Origin of the sequence: Bifidobacterium asteroides (assembly GCF_003202755.1) — a bacterium.
Classification (GTDB): domain Bacteria; phylum Actinomycetota; class Actinomycetes; order Actinomycetales; family Bifidobacteriaceae; genus Bombiscardovia; species Bombiscardovia asteroides_F.
In genome coordinates, this window is sequence record NZ_QGLK01000004.1 from 68,670 (window position 1) to 84,259 (window position 15,590).

Genomic DNA, 15,590 nt, shown 5'->3' on the forward strand with positions numbered 1-15,590 from the left:
GTCAGTTCTCCTCCAAAACGTGCTGCATCTCTTGATCCTCGCCGGCCGCCAGCCTGCGGTCGATGACCCCCATCAGGTGCCCGGAGACGCTGGGGACGTCGATCTCCTCCACCAGTTCGCCGAAGAAGCCCCGGACCACCAGCTTGCGGGCCTCCTGCTCGGGGATGCCTCGGGACTGCAAGTAGAAGAGCTCCTCGTCATCGAAGCGTCCAACCGAGCTCGCATGGCCCGCCCCGATGATGTCGCCGTTCTCGATTTCAAGGTTCGGCTCGGAATCGGCGATGGCCCCAGGGGTCAGAACCAGGTTCCGGTTGAGCTCGTATGAGTCGGTTCCAGGCGCAGTCGGCTGAATGAGCGCGTTGCCCACCCAGGTGGTGTGCGCGCCGATTCCGTCCAGGGCTCCCTTATAAACCACACGGGACTTGCAGTTGGGATGGTTGTGCACCACCATGGTCCGGTGTTCCATGTGCTGGCCGGGATCGACGAAGTAGATGCCCAGCATGTTCAAGTCGCCCTGCTCGCCGCCGAAGTCCTGGTCCATGCGCAGCCGCACGACATCGCCGCCCAGACTGACCACAGAGTGGCGTAGGGAGGCCTCGGCGCCCAGGTGAATGCGGTGGTTGCCTACATGCTTGCTGCTCTTGTCCCACTCCTGGATGAAGGTGGTCGACATCTGCGAATTGTCACCGATGTCGATTTCAACGCCCTCGGCCAAACGTGCCTGGCCCTGGTGCTCGACAACCAAATCGGCCTTGGTGCCAGCCTCTGCCTTGATGACCAGGTGGAAGGCGTCCAGTTCAGGGCCGCCTCCGTTGACACGGACCAGCACAGGCTGATCCAGGGTGCCTTTGAGGTTGACCACAGTCGCCTGTTTGCCGCTTGCCCATTCCACAGCGGCTGCGCGGTCGCTGGGCTTGAGGACGGTGCCGCAGGGGGCCTGATCCATGGGAATCTGGCTGTAGCTGACCTGATCTGAGGGCGGTTCAGACCCGTCGATCATGGAGACCGAGACCTTGGTCAGCCCGCTGGGTTTGAAGACGGTGAAGAACTCTTCCATCCGGTCGATAGGGGTGAACCGCCAGTCATCCTGCTTGCGGGTGGGCATGGGGAAGTCATCAGGGTTGAAGGAACGTGGCTCCTTGTCGGCGCTGGATGGCATCGTAGCCGGGAAAGCATAGGGATCCTTAGGATCCGCATGCGGAATGGTTATTTCGCTGTTTTGTGACATCAGCCTACCGAACCCTCCATCTGCAATTCGACCAAGCGGTTGAGCTCCAACGCGTACTCCATGGGCAGCTGCCGGGAGATGGGCTCTACGAACCCACGCACAATCATGCCCATTGCCTCCTTCTCCTCCAGGCCGCGGCTCATCAGGTAGAAGAGCTGGTCCTCGGAGACCTTGGAGACGGTGGCCTCGTGGGCCATGGAGACGTCGTCCTCGCGAACGTCCACGTGCGGGTAGGTGTCCGAGCGGGAGTAGTCGTCCACCAGCAGGGCGTCGCAGACCACCGAGGAGGAGGACTTCTCAGCCCCCTTGATGATCTTGACCAGGCCCCGGTATGCGGCCCTTCCACCGTTGCGGGAGATTGACTTGGAGACGATGGTGGAGGAGGTGTGGGGTGCCAGGTGGATCATCTTGGCGCCCGTGTCCTGGTACTGTCCCTTGCCGGCGAAGCCCAGGGAGAGGGTCTCGGCCTTGGCATAGGGCTCGGCCAGGATGCAGGCAGGGTACTTCATGGTCGCCTTGGACCCGATGTTGCCGTCCACCCATTCCATGGTGCCGCCCTCGCGCACGTAGGCACGCTGGGTGACCAGGTTGTAGACATTGTTGGACCAGTTCTGGACCGTGGTGTAACGCACACGGGCGTGAGGCTCTACCACAATCTCCACGTTGGCCGCATGCAGGGAATCAGTGGAGTAGATGGGTGCCGTGCAGCCCTCCACATAATGAACGTAGGAGCCCTCGTCGGCGATGATCAGCGTGCGCTCGAACTGGCCCATGTTGGGTGTGTTGATGCGGAAGTAGGCCTGTAGGGGGATGTCCACATGGACCCCCTTGGGCACGTAGACGAAGGAGCCACCCGACCATGCCGCCGTGTTCAGTGCGGCGAACTTATTGTCATCCGGAGGGATGACCGTGGCGAAGTACTTGCGGAAGAGCTCCGGGTACTCTTTTAGGGCCGTGTCAGTATCCAAGAAGATGACCCCCTGCTTGCGCAGATCTTCACGGATTGAGTTGTAAATGACCTCTGACTCGTACTGGGCGGCAACGCCGGAGACCAGCCGCTTCTTCTCGGCCTCGGGGATGCCCAGCCGGTCATAGGTGGTGCGGATGTCGTCGGGCAGGTCCTTCCAGTCCTTGGCCTGCTCTTTCAGAGGCTTGACGTAGTACTTGAAGTCGTCGGCATCGAACCCGCTCAAATCCACGCCCCACTTGGGCATGGGCTTCTCCATGAAGGCCCGATACCCCTTGAGGCGCATCTGCAGCATCCAGTCAGGCTCGCCCTTGTCGGCCGAGATGGCCCGGACCACATCCTCGTCAATGCCCTTGTGGGCGTTGCGCCCGGCATCGTCGGAGTCATGCCAGCCATAGGTATAGTCGCCGAACTCGGAGATGATCTGGTCGTCTTTTTTGATTTTTTCTTCGTTGACGCGGGAGCGGTCAGCCACGTATTGGCTCATTTCCACATCCCGCGATGTGTCTGTCCGCTGCGAGGTGCTGTCCACGAGCTGAGACCTCCTAACACACGCACGGCCGCCATATGCGGCCGTTCACACCATTACAGGATAACCGGGACCGTAGTGAACCGCCAGACCTGGGCTTACGCTCTCTAAGGAATCCGGCCCTTCCTCTTGACAGCAGTACCGATACGGACAATCGCCCGCTTCCCATAAGAGGGAAACGGGCGATCATAGTCAACGTTTTGAAAACGGATTGACCTCAGGCGGCCTCCTGGCCTCCGTGCTCCAGGCTGGCCTTGACCAGGCCGGCGAAGAGGGGGTGCGGCTTGGTGGGCCGGGACTTGAACTCCGGGTGGGCCTGGGTGCCCACATAGAAGGGATGCTGGTCCTGGGAGAGCTCTACGAACTCGGTCAGCTGCCCGTCCGGGCTGGTGCCCGAGATGTGCAGGCCGGCCTTGTCCAGCCGCTCCTTGTAGGCCACGTTGACCTCATAGCGGTGGCGATGACGCTCGGAAATCTCGGTGGAGCCATAGAGCCGGGCTACCAGGGAGTCGGGCTTGAGCACTGCCGGGTAGGCGCCCAGCCGCATGGTGTGGCCCATATCGCCATGGCCGGCCACGATGTCCTTCTGTTCCTCCATGGTGGCGATGACCGGGTTTTCGCAGTCAGGCTCGAACTCCGAGGAGTTGGCGTCCTCCAGCCCCAGGACGTGGCGGGCGAACTCGATGACCATGGACTGCAGACCCAGGCAGAGTCCCAGGGCAGGCAGGCCAGTCTCGCGGGCGTAGCGAAGGGCGCCAATCTTGCCCTCGATGCCGCGGATGCCGAAGCCGCCGGGGACCACGATTCCATCCACGCCCTCCAGGGCCTTGCGGGCACCATCCATGGTCTCGCAGGTGTCGGCTGCCACCAGCTTGACCTGGACCTGGGAACGGTTGGCGAAGCCGCCGGCCTTCAGCGCCTCGATAACCGACAGGTAGGCGTCAGGCAGGTCGATGTACTTGCCCACGATGGCGATGGCCACCTTGGTACGGGGATTGTGGACTCGGTCCAGCAGGTCCTCCCACTCGTTCCAGTCGACGTCGTGGAAGGGCAGCCCCAGCTTGCGCACCACGTAGGTATCCAGACCCTCCTTGTAGAGGATCTTGGGCACGTCGTAGATGCTGGGCGCATCCACGCAGTTGACCACGCCCTCGGCATCCACATCGCACATCAGGGAGATCTTGTCCTTGATGCCCTGGTTGAGCGGCCGGTCCGAGCGCAGCACCAGGGCATCTGGGGCGATGCCCAGCTGGCGCAGGGCCATGACCGAGTGCTGGGTGGGCTTGGTCTTGAGCTCGTGGGCGGCGGCCACGTAGGGCACCAGGGAGACATGGACGAACATGCAGTTGTCCGGGCCGATGTCCCGACGCACCTCGCGGGCGGCCTCCATGAAGGGCTGGGACTCGATGTCGCCCACAGTCCCGCCGATCTCGGTGATGATCACGTCCACATCATCGCTGGCCTGGGCCCGCATGCGGCTCTTGATCTCGTTGGTCACGTGGGGGATGACCTGGACGCACTGGCCCAGGTACTCCCCCGCCCGCTCCTTGCGCAGAACGGACTGGTAAATCTGACCGGTGGTCACGTTGGCCTTCTGGGAGAGGAAGACGTCGGTGAAACGCTCATAGTGGCCGATGTCCAGATCGGTTTCGGCCCCGTCCTCGGTCACGTAAACTTCGCCGTGTTGGAAGGGGTTCATGGTCCCCGGATCGACGTTGATGTAGGGATCCAGCTTCTGTTGAAGAACGCGGATTCCGCGGCTTCTCAGCAGTCGGCCCAGAGATGATGCGGTCAATCCCTTGCCCAGTGAAGAGACCACGCCGCCGGTAACGAAAATGTGTTTGGTGATATGCCCTTGCGAATTTCCATGTTCTCTGACCATGGAACTTCAGCCTATCAGGCAGGAACGACCAGAAAGCTGCCAACACTCGAGGAGGAGGGACGAATTCAGGCACGCTTCAGATGCAGGTGGTCGGCCAGGTAGCGGCCGGTCACCGAATCCGGGTTGCGGGCCACTGATTCAGGGTCGCCCTGGGCCACGATTCTTCCGCCACGATCGCCACCGCCCGGGCCCATGTCGACCACATGGTCGGCGTTGGCGATCATGTCCAGATCGTGCTCGATGAAGACCACCGTGGCCCCCTTGCTGACCAGGCGCTCCAGCACCCCGATCAGGACGCGCACATCCAAGGGATGCAGGCCTGTGGTGGGCTCGTCCAGGACGAACATGGAGCCATTCTGCCTGCGGCCCAGCTCGTTGGACAGCTTCAGACGCTGGGCCTCCCCGCCAGACAGGGAGGGGGTGTCCTCCCCCAGGGTCAGGTAGTCCAGGCCCAGGTCCTTCAGTGTCTGCAGGCCTCGGCGGATGGCCGTGTACTCGCGGCCCTGCGCGAAGACCTCCAGGACCCGGCCCACCTCCATGGCCAGCAGATCGGGCAGGCTCATCGGCTCCGGGTGTGCCGGCGTGGACAGACGGTAGTGCTCGGCCTCCGGGCAGTATCGACGACCATGGCAACTGGGGCAGGTGATGGGGATGTCCGGCAGGAACTGCACATCCAGGCTGATCTGGCCGGTGCCGTCGCACTGGGGACAGCGCAGCGATCCTGTGTTGTAGGAGAAAGCCGAAATGCCCAGCTTCTCCTTTTTCGCCTGGTCAGTGGCCGCGAAGAGGCGGCGCAGCCGGTCCATGAGCCCCGAGTAGGTGGCCACCGTGGAGCGCACGTTGATGCCAATGGGCGAGGAGTCCACCAGGCGAACCCTGTCGATGCCGGCCGGGTCCAGACTGTGCACATGCTTGGGCATGGGGTCGCCCTGGATCCGGGCCTGCAGGGCCGGGACCAGGGACTCCAGGATCATGGTGGTCTTGCCTGAGCCGGAAACGCCGGTCACAGCCGTCATACACCCACGCGGAATGGCCAGGTCCAGAGGATGGACCGTGTGAATGGGCCCTGACTGCATGCGGATCCACTCATCCTCTGCAGGCATGGGATACCGGTCCCGTACCAAAACGGATTCGCGTCCATCCAAAAAGCCGGCGATGCGTGAGTCCGAATTAGCGGCGATCTGTTCAGGGGCCCCCTGGGACAGAATCCTGCCGCCGCACTCCCCAGCTCCGGGACCCATTTCGATCAGATAATCGGCTGATTCCAGAACCTTGACGTCGTGGTCTACGAAAACCACCGAATTGCCGTCGGCCAGCAGATCGCGCATGACCCCTATCAGCCCCTCCAGATTGGCGGGATGCAGGCCGGTCGAGGGCTCATCCAGCACATAGAGCACGCCTGTGGTCTCATTGCGCACGGCCCTGGCCAGTTGGGCCCGTTGCCGCTCACCTGTGGACAGGGAGGCGCTGGAGCGGTCCAGGGTCAGATAGCTCAGTCCCAACTGAATCAACCGTCTGCCCATCTCATCCAGGGTCTTGCAGAGGGCCGAAGCCATGGGCCGCATTGGTCCGAGCAACGTGGGCGGCAGCTTCCGACTCCAGTCCAGCACCTTATCCAGGGGCCAGGAGGTGACCGTGGCCAGATTGTCACCGTTGATCTCGGGCATACGCGCCCGCTGGTTGAGCCGGGTGCCCTTGCAGTCCGGGCAGGTCCGTTCGGTCAGGAACTTGGCCACCTTGGCCAGTCGCTTGTCGTCGTTGGCCCTCTTGAGCTCCTCGGTCACAGTCAGCCGTGCGTTGCGGAAGGTGAAGTCCAGCTCGTGGACACCCTTGATTGAAGTAATGGTGATGTGCTTCTTCTCAGCCGGCCCCTCGAAGACGATCTTCCGCTCCCGATCGGTCAGATCCCGCCAGGGCACGTCGGTGCGGACTCCGAACTCACGCACGATGTCGGGCTGGACGTTGAAGCCGAAGGTCCGCCAGGGCACCACGGCCCCCTGGTCGATGGTCAGGCTGTCATCGGGAACCAGGGTGGCATCGTCCACCTCGCGCACGGTCCCGGTCCCCTGGCAGGTGGGGCAGGCCCCAAGAGAGTTGAAGGCCAGCTCCTCGGCGCTGGGGGGATCCACCTTAGCGCCACAGACCGGGCAGTCGATGGGCATCTCAGCCGCCACTGCCAGGGTGGGCTCCTGACGATGACCATTGGGGCAGACGTGGCTGGCCAGACGGGAGAACATCAGCCTGAGCACGTTGAGCAGCTCGGTGGCGGTGCCGAAGGTGGAGCGCATGCCGCCCACGCCCGGCCGTTGACGTAGAGCTAAAGCCGGCGGCAGGAAACGCACAGAGTCCACCTGGGGACGCTGGGCCTGGGTCATCCGCCTCCTGGTATAGGTGGACAGGGATTCCAAATAACGCCGGGACCCCTCGGCATAGAGGACCCCCAGAGCCAGGGAGGACTTGCCGGAGCCCGAGACCCCGGCAATGCCCACCAAGTGATTCAAAGGAATGTCGACATCCAGATTGCGCAGGTTGTGGACCCTGGCGCCGCGGACAAGGATGGCCTTGGGCGGTGCGGAGAGTTTCTTGCCGGTCTCTCCGCTCTCACTCATGCGCTCTCCAACAGGTGGGCCACTGCTTCCAAAGCTAGCCGGTAGCCATAGAAGCCCATGCCTGTGATGGTGCCGGTGGCCACCGGTGAGATGACGCTACGTCGGCGGAAGGCCTCCCTGGATGCAGGATTGGAAATGTGGACCTCCATGAGCGGCAGCCCTGCCTGGGTAACCTGAACGGCGGCATCGGACAGCCCATAACTGTAGTGGGTGAAGGCGGCCGGGTTGAGCACCACTGCACTGCCCTGGTCCACCGCCTGATGCATCCAGCGAATGACCTGGCCCTCGTCGTCCGATTGTAGCACCTGAACATCCAGGCCCAGCTGCTGACCCCAGTTTTTGCAGTCCCGGGTCAGAGTCTCAAGATCCTGACGACCGTAGACATCAGGGTCGCGCACTCCCAGCCGACCCAGGTTGGGTCCGTTGACCACCAGAACCGTCTGCCTGCCCTTGTCGGCATCCGCCATCTGTCATTCCTCCTTGCGTATGGCCTGGAAGGCCTCCTTGAGCGCCGAAACCGGCGGGTCGTCCAGGTGGGTGGGTTTGCCCAAACCATCAAGAATGATAAACCGCAACTTGTTGCCGCGGGCCTTTTTGTCCCGATGCATGAGGGCCAGCACCTGGTCGAAGTCTCCCCCATTCCACCAGGTTCGCAAGCCTAAGGAGGAAAGAAGCTGCCGGTGGTAGTCGACCTCCTCCTGATCCAGGTGGCCGGTGATCCTGGCCAGCTCGGCTGCGAAGACCATGCCTACAGACACGGCCTGGCCATGCCGCCAGGTGAAGTGTTCGATCTTCTCAATGGCGTGGCCCAGGGTGTGACCATAGTTCAGGAACTCCCGCAAGCCGGATTCCTTGAGGTCCACTGAGACGTGCCGGGCCTTGACCTCTACGGTACGTTCGATCAGTTCCTGGACAACCGTGCCGAGCCACTGGTCGGACTCCCGTCCGTCGAAGGCGCGCAGGGACTCGGCCCGCTCCTCCAGCTCACGCAGGATGCCGCCGTCCATGATGAATCCGGACTTGGCCACCTCGCCCAGACCCTCTACAAAGATCTCATTGGGCAGGGTCCGCAGGGTCCGCAGGTCAGCCAGGACGCCGGCAGGGGTATAGAAGCTGCCGACCAGATTCTTGCCCTGCTCGAGGTTGATGCCGGTTTTGCCGCCGGTGGAGGCATCGACCATGGCCAGCAGGGAGGTGGGGCAGTTCACATAGCGAATGCCGCGCATCCAGGTGGCGGCGATGAACCCGGCCTGGTCTGTGGCCGCTCCCCCGCCCAGTCCCACAACCGCGTCGGAACGGGTGAAGCCCTCGGTGGCCAGACGTTCCCAGATGCCCTGGCTGACCTGGATGGTCTTGCCGGCCTCCGCGTCGGGAATGGTCAGATCCACCACCTGATACCCTGCCTGGCGAAGCAGGGCCCGGGCATGGTCGGAATGGCGCTGGACCGGCTGGGTGTGAATCAGGGCCACCCTCATGGTCTGGTCGCCGAGCAGCTCATGCAGTCGCCCGGTCACCCCGGCGCCGATCCTCACATCGTAGGGATCGGGACCGCTGACGTGAACCACCCGCTCAGTCAAGGCATCGGCCAGCCTTCGGGCCAGGGCACGGGGGGTGGTGTTCCTGGATTTGAGGGTGATGGTGGCCAGCTCCTGGTAGACGCTGCGCCGCTCGCGATAGAGGGCCATCCAGCGCTCCGATGCGCCGCCGCGAAGAAGGGGGCGGTGATCCGAGCGAGCCGCCCGGCTTACGCCCTCCTCAGGGTCGATCTGCAGGTAGACCACAGCACCGCCTGCCCGCCGATAGTCCTGGAGCGCCTGGAAGACACCGGTACTCATGGGTGCGCCTCCACCCAGGGACAGGATGCCGCCGGGGAAATCCTTCAGGAGGTCCAGGACCGCCCGGGTCTCCATGTCACGGAAAGCCTGCTCACCCTGAGTGTCGAAGATCTCACTGACCGACCGACCTGCTTCTTCCTCGATGCACTGGTCCGTATCCCGGAAGGGCGCCTTGATCAGGGCGGCCGTCTCCCTGCCCAGACGGGTCTTGCCCGCGCCGGGCATGCCGATGACGACGGCCTTGGGCATACTGCTGCTTTCAATCATGCAAGACCGCCCCTCACCGCAGATGCTCGGGCCAGGACTGGAGGTAGGCCTGGGCGTTGCGCCGAACCTCCTCGAGCGAGTCGCCGCCGAACTTCTCCAAAGCGAATCGGGCCAGGGTCAGGTTCATCATGGCTTCGCCGATCACTGCGGCGGCAGGCACGGCGGTCACATCGGAACGCTGATGGATGGCCTGGGCAGGCTGGCCGGTGGCCACATCCACCGTGCGCAGGGCCCGCGGCACCGAGGAGATGGGCTTCATGGCGGCCCTCACCCTGATGGGCTGGCCGTTGGAGGTGCCGCCCTCCAGCCCGCCTGCGTGGTTGCTGAGCCTGCGGATCGTGCCGTCCGGACCGGGCTCCATCTCGTCATGGGCCTGTGAACCAGGGCGATCAGCCTCCCTGAATCCGTCGCCGATCTCCACGCCCTTGATGGCCTGAATGCCCATGAAGGCGGCGGCCAGGGCCGCATCCAGACGCCGGTCGTCCTCCACATAGGTGCCCAGGCCTGCAGGCACGCCATAGGCGATGACCTCGAAGACCCCGCCGGCGGTGTCGCCGTCCTTCTTGATCTGGTCGATCCTGGCCATCATCCGCTTTTCGGCGTCCTTGTCCAGGGTCCTGACCGGCGAGGCATCCAGAGCTGGCCCGTCTTCAGGACCGGGCGTGGCTTCATGACCTTCCAGGCCGACACCGGCGATGGAGATGACATGGGAGACGGTCCGTATTCCCAGGGCCTGCCGCAGGAAGTCGGCGGCCACCGACCCCAGGGCCACCCGGGAGGCGGTCTCCCTGGCTGAAGAGCGTTCAAGGACGGGACGCGCATCCGTAAATCCGTACTTGCGCATGCCGGTCAGATCGGCGTGGCCGGGCCTGGGCCTGGTCAGCGGGGCGTTGCGACCGGTCGCCGGGGGCTCCTGATCGGCGGGCAGCTCGTCCACGCTCATGATCCGCTCCCACTTGGGCCACTCCGTGTTGCCGATCTCGATGGCCACCGGTGAACCGAGCGTCCGTCCATGCCTGACACCGGTTAGCAGACGAACCTTGTCCTGCTCAAAGCCCATCCTGGCCCCGCGACCATAGCCCAACCGACGACGGGCCAGAGCCGATTCGATGTCCTTAGTGGACACGGCGACCCCTGCGGGCAGACCCTCCATCATGGCCACCAGGGCCTGTCCGTGGGATTCCCCTGCCGTCTGCCAGCGCAACATATTCAAGCTCCTCGTTCGTTCCTCGTTTGCCAGGTTAGGGCTACGTATGATTATCTTAGGAGATGGTCTACCTCATCCCAGCGCCGGGACTGCTGACTGCGCTCCTCCTGGCCCTGATCGACATCCGCTCCCGGCGAGTCCCGCGTCTTTTGGTGCTCTTGGGACTGGCGTTGCAGACCATAACGCTGCTGGTCTTTTCCCTGATCCAGGCCCGGCCGATGCTACTCGCGCAGTGCCTGTTGCTGACTCTGGCCTCTGCAGGCCTTCAGCTTCTGCTGGCCCTGGTCCGACCCGGCGCGCTGGGACTGGGCGACGTGACCGCTACGGGTCTGGTCGCCCTGACTCTATCAGTTCTGGGGTGGACAGCCATCCTCATCTGGTGGCTGATGATGGGCCTGCTGGGGCTGGTTGCACTCGCTCTGGTCTGGTTGGCTCGTCGCCGTAGACCCGACAGAACGAACAACCCTCTCTCACTGGCCTACGTCCCGGTCATCCTCGTCGCAGCGGTGGTGACCCTGATCATTGATGCCCTCTAGGACCGGCAACTGAGTTCCAGGGAAAAGGCACTACTGGCTCTGCTGGTTGTGCTTGGACTCCCAGGCCTTGTACTCCTTGACATCGCGGTTGAACTGATCAGGGTTGTCGCTGAACCTGGTCTCTCCCGTGTCCATGTTGACGGTCACGAAATAGAGCCAGTCACCCGACTCAGGATGCATGACCGCCTGGATAGCCTCGTCCCCAGGGCTACCGATGGGGCCTGGTGGCAGACCCTGGTGGATCCTGGTGTTGTAGGGGTCGTTGGCATTCTTCAGCATGGCATCGGTCAGCTTCAAGGCCGAGACATTGTTGGAGTAGGCCACGGTGCTGTCCATGCCCAAGGGCATTCCCTTGGCCAATCGGTTTTCGATGACCCTTGCCACCTTGCTGTAGTATTCCGACTTGTTGACCTCGGCCTCGGTGATGGAGGCCGTGTTCAGTATGGTCTGCCGATCCTGGCCGCCGGGCACGCCCAACTGGTTCAGGTGCTCGATCCGCTTGGAGACCAGATTGCTCAGAATGGCCTTGGCCGACCCAGCCTTGCGCACATCGTACTCGCCAGGTTGCAGCCATCCCTCAAAATTACCCTGTGCCTCCTGTGGCAGGATGTCTTCGCCCTTGGCTTGGATCAAGGCGTCGAATTCGCTCTGCGGAACTCCGGAAAGTTGAGCGGCCCGGACGACCACATCGCGGACCCGTTCGCCCGCCCTCACCTGCAGGAAGCCTCCGGCCTTGCTCCGGTCGGTCAAAATGGCCACCACATCCGAGGCCTTCATCCGGAGCCGCAGATCGAAAGTGCCAGGCAGGAGCCTTGATTCGGACTGGGTGCTGGTTATGGCGTGCAGGAAGGCAGCCGTGGACTTAACCACTCCAGCCTTGACTAGATTGGCACCCACCTGATCAGCCCCCTGGCCGCTCTCGACTGTGAACTCCAAGGGCTGTCCGCCGGGACCTGGATAGTCGGGAGCGACCTCCTTGGTGGCTACGATTCTAGGGGCGCCATGGCGCAGCCCGCCTACCAGAATCACCACGCAGGAGGTGGCCAGCGCAACAGCCAGGGCGATGATGACGATCATGATCTGCTTGCGATGCTTGCGCCTTTCGCGCCGACGGCGCATCTCACGACGTGAACGGGGAGGACGCGGCGGCATAGCAGAAACCGGGGCCTGCCCATCGGCAACCCATTGGACTTTATCCTGGAAGAATTCCTGCATGTTGTCGGCCAATTAGCACTCCTTGTCGGCACGTTGATCGTCCAAGGCTGACTGCAACAGCACAACAGCGGACTGCTGATCGACCATGGGACGATGTCTTCGCCCGTCCACGCGGGCATCGTAGAGCTGACGATGGGCGCTGACGGTCGTCAGTCGTTCGTCTCGCAATACTACACTTGGCAGCTGCTCTGGAGCAATTTCGATATCCTGGGCAGCTTCCTGCAGGCGTCCAGTCAGGGCACGCACCCAACGGGCCGCCTTTTTGGCACTGCGTCCAGCCTGACCGCTCAGAAGCAAGGGGTGGCCGACTACGACTCGGGACACGCACTTGTCCATAATCAGGTCTTCCACCTGGTCCAGGGCTTGAAAGTAGTCGCCCTGAACCCTGATGTTGCCAGCGGGGAAGGCCAGAGTCAGCCCAGGGTCCGACAGGGCCAGACCCACCCTGGCTTCACCAAGATCCACCCCCAGCCACACAGCTGTCTGTGATCCCACGGGAAGCTCAGCCTTCTTGGACCTGATCGCTCAGGGCGTTCAGGGCCCGATCAATGGCCGAAGCATCCTGGCCGCCGCCCTGGGCAAAGTCAAACTTGCCGCCGCCGCCGCCTCCCAGGACCTTGGAGGCCGTCCTGACCAGGTCGCCGGCCCTGAGACCGCGGTCACGGGCCGCCTGGTTGGTGGCTACGAAGATGACCGGCTTGTCATCCTCGCTGACACCGGCCAGAGCAACTACTACCGGGTATTCATCGCCCATGCGGGCCCGCAGATCGGTCACCGCCTTGCGCAGCGCATCGACCGAGCCGAAATGTCCCATATTACGGGATGCAACCTTGACCTCACCCGGGGCATGCAGGGCCTGGTTAGCCAGCTCGGGCACAGCCTGGGCCATCTGCCGCTCATAGGTCGCCGCCAGCCGACGGTCGGACTCCTTGAGCTTGGCCAGCAGGGTCGAGATCCTGGACTCAAGCTCGTCAGGGCGGGCGTTGAGTTTGTCGGAAAGCTGGGAGACCAGGGCATGCTCACGGGCGTTGTACTCGTAGGCTCCCTGGCCTACAACGGCATCAACACGACGAACGCCAGTGCCTACCGAAGCCTCGGACATGATGGAGACCGCACCGATCTTGCCCACGTGGTCCACATGAGTTCCCCCGCACAGCTCCCGGCTCCAGCCGTCCTCGCCAATGGAGACCACACGGACCACATCGCCGTACTTCTCGCCGAACAAGTGCATGGCACCCAGGGCGATGGCGTCGTCGTATTTCATCTCCTGAGCGGTCACGGCAAGGTTGTCGCGTAGGCGGTCATTGACACGGGATTCCACCGCATCCATGGCCTGTCGGCTGGGTGCCTGTGACCACTGGAAGTCGAAGCGCAGCCTGTTGGGCGCATCCTCGGAACCGCGCTGCGTAGCCTGGGGACCCAGCTCCTCACGCAGGGCCTTGTGGACCATGTGTGTGGCGGTGTGCGAGCGGGCGATGGCCCCGCGCCGGTTTCTGTCGATGGTGGCCGTGACCTTGGCCTGCAGGGTCAGCGTTCCCTCAGTCAGCCGGCAGCGGTGGATGGTCAGCCCCTTGATGGGCTTCTGCACATCATCCACCTCTAGGACGGCACCATCATCGGTCAGTATCTCCCCCTGATCGGCCAGCTGACCACCGGCCTCGGCGTAGAAGGGCGTGCGGTCCAGAATCACCTCAACCTGAGCAGGCGCCTTGACGGCCGGAACCGCTCCTTTGCCCTCTTGGATGATGCCCAGGACGGTCGAACGACTGGAGAAGTCGGTGTAGCCGAGAAAGACCTGAGGCTCGTCCAGGCTCTTGCGCATATCGTCGTAGACGCTCAGGTCCACGTTGTGCCGTTTCTTCATGGCATCGGCGCGGGCCCTGGACTTCTGCTCGTTCATGAGCTTTCGGAACTCGGCCTGATCCACCTTGACGCCCTGCTCGGCGGCCATCTCCAGGGTCAGTTCGATGGGGAACCCATAAGTGTCATGCAAGGTGAAGGCATCCTTGCCGGAGACCTCGGGATCGCCCTTGCCTTTCTTGGCCTTCTTGACGGCCGTGTCCAGGATGGTGGTTCCCTTGTCCAGGGTCCGGCGAAAGGCCAGCTCCTCACCATAGGCGGCTTCGGCAACATCAGAGAAGGTGTCGTTCAGCTCTGGGTAGCTGGGAGCCATGGCATCCTTGGAAACCGGGAAGAGCTGGGGCAGAACCTCCTGGTCCACGCCCAGCATCTTCATGGAACGGATGGTCCGGCGCAGCAGACGACGCAGCACGTAGCCGCGACCGACGTTGCTGGGGCGGACGCCGTCACTCATGATCATCAGGGCCGAGCGGACATGGTCGGCCACCACACGGAAGCGCACGTCATCCTGGGCATCGTCGCCGTAATGTCGCCCAGACAGGACCTCTGCAGCCTGGATGACGGGATAGACCTCGTCGGTTTCATAGATGTTCTGCTTGCCTTGGAGCAGGTAAGCCAGACGCTCCAGTCCGGCGCCGGTGTCGATGTTCTTATGCTCCAGCTCGCCCACGATGTGCAGGTCGGTCTTGGAGCGGACGTTGTCCACCTCGTAATTCTCGAAGACCAGATCCCAGATCTCGATGTACCGGTTCTCGTCGGCCGAGGGGCCGCCCTCCTTGCCGTAGGCAGGGCCGCGATCCACGTAGATCTCAGAGCAGGGACCGCCGGGACCGGGACCGCCGGTGGTCCAGAAGTTGTCCTCCATGCCCAGGATTTCCATATGCTCGGGGTCGAAGCCCTCGTTCTTCCACAGGGAGCGGGCCTCGTCATCGTCGGTGTAGGTGGTCACCCAGATTGTTTCGGGATCGAAACCGTAGCCGCCCTGGTCCTGGGGCTTGGTCAGCAGGTCCCAGGCATAGTGGATGGCCTCCTCCTTGAAGTAGTCCCCGAAGGAGAAGTTGCCCAGCATCTGGAAGAAGGTGCCGTGACGGGTGGTCTTTCCAACCTCATCGATGTCCAGGGTACGCACGCACTTCTGGTTGCTAGCCATCCGGCTCTTGGGCGGGGTCTGCTCCCCCAGCAGGTAGGGGATGAAGGGGACCATGCCGGCGATGGTGAAGAGCGTGGTGGGATTGGGCGAGATCAGGGAGGCGGAGGGAACCACCAGATGATCCTTGTCCTGGAAATAATCGAGGAAACGCTTGGCGATTTCCGATGTGCGCATGCTGCTTCTGCTCCTTCAGACCCGGTGAACGCCGACTGGATTGCGGGTTGTCCAAATGACTCGGTTGTCCGGGGGTGCGAACAGGTCGCCCACACTCCGGACTGATAGCTGAATATGGTGATTTTACATCG

General features: G+C 63.0%; 11 protein-coding genes. 1 reads left to right on the forward strand and 10 read right to left on the reverse strand.

Going from position 1 to position 15,590, the window contains the following annotated elements:
* Position 1: 1 nt before the first annotated feature.
* The 7 genes from sufD to aroC all read right to left on the reverse strand — a co-directional run bounded on the left by sufD (position 2) and on the right by aroC (position 10,524).
* Complete coding sequence (gene sufD, locus DKK74_RS04370) at positions 2–1,228, reverse strand: Fe-S cluster assembly protein SufD (protein WP_110412979.1); 1,227 nt, start codon at positions 1,226–1,228, stop codon at positions 2–4.
* The gene (sufB, locus tag DKK74_RS04375; protein ID WP_181414940.1) at positions 1,228–2,682 is read right to left on the reverse strand and encodes a Fe-S cluster assembly protein SufB; all 1,455 of its coding nucleotides are present in this window, start codon (positions 2,680–2,682) and stop codon (positions 1,228–1,230) included. Before sufB ends, sufD begins: the two co-directional genes overlap by 1 nt.
* Positions 2,683–2,941: 259 nt before the next feature.
* Positions 2,942–4,606: a CTP synthase gene (locus DKK74_RS04380; RefSeq protein ID WP_046322971.1), complete on the reverse strand. Its 1,665-nt coding sequence runs from the start codon at positions 4,604–4,606 to the stop codon at positions 2,942–2,944.
* 65 nt (positions 4,607–4,671) lie between these two features.
* Positions 4,672–7,215 (reverse strand): excinuclease ABC subunit UvrA, encoded by a 2,544-nt coding sequence (locus DKK74_RS04385; RefSeq protein ID WP_110412981.1) that lies wholly within the window; start codon positions 7,213–7,215, stop codon positions 4,672–4,674.
* Positions 7,212–7,682 carry a type II 3-dehydroquinate dehydratase gene (gene aroQ / locus DKK74_RS04390; RefSeq protein ID WP_110412982.1) on the reverse strand — a complete coding sequence of 157 codons (471 nt, stop codon included), beginning with the start codon at positions 7,680–7,682 and terminating at the stop codon, positions 7,212–7,214. Before aroQ ends, DKK74_RS04385 begins: the two co-directional genes overlap by 4 nt.
* A 3-nt stretch (positions 7,683–7,685) precedes the next feature.
* The gene (locus DKK74_RS04395; RefSeq protein WP_110412983.1) at positions 7,686–9,317 is read right to left on the reverse strand and encodes a bifunctional shikimate kinase/3-dehydroquinate synthase; all 1,632 of its coding nucleotides are present in this window, start codon (positions 9,315–9,317) and stop codon (positions 7,686–7,688) included.
* A 13-nt stretch (positions 9,318–9,330) separates the two neighbouring features.
* Positions 9,331–10,524, reverse strand: coding sequence for a chorismate synthase (aroC, locus tag DKK74_RS04400; protein ID WP_110412984.1), 1,194 nt, complete (start codon positions 10,522–10,524; stop codon positions 9,331–9,333).
* Positions 10,525–10,586: 62 nt separating this feature from the next.
* Between aroC and DKK74_RS04405 the strand changes: the two genes are divergently transcribed.
* Entirely contained in the window at positions 10,587–11,060 is a 474-nt protein-coding gene (locus DKK74_RS04405) for a hypothetical protein (RefSeq protein WP_110412985.1), read from the forward strand.
* A gap of 30 nt (positions 11,061–11,090) precedes the next feature.
* Here DKK74_RS04405 and mltG read toward each other — a convergent pair whose 3' ends face one another.
* Genes mltG through alaS form a run of 3 tightly spaced genes read right to left on the reverse strand, consistent with a single transcriptional unit; the run spans position 11,091 to position 15,459 of the window.
* Complete coding sequence (gene mltG, locus DKK74_RS04410) at positions 11,091–12,287, reverse strand: endolytic transglycosylase MltG (RefSeq protein ID WP_258334455.1); 1,197 nt, start codon at positions 12,285–12,287, stop codon at positions 11,091–11,093.
* Positions 12,288–12,770, reverse strand: coding sequence for a Holliday junction resolvase RuvX (gene ruvX, locus DKK74_RS04415; protein WP_110412986.1), 483 nt, complete (start codon positions 12,768–12,770; stop codon positions 12,288–12,290).
* Positions 12,771–12,777: 7 nt separating this feature from the next.
* On the reverse strand, positions 12,778–15,459 hold the full coding sequence (gene alaS, locus DKK74_RS04420) for an alanine--tRNA ligase (RefSeq protein ID WP_110412987.1): 2,682 nt from the start codon (positions 15,457–15,459) through the stop codon (positions 12,778–12,780).
* Positions 15,460–15,590: the final 131 nt, after the last annotated feature.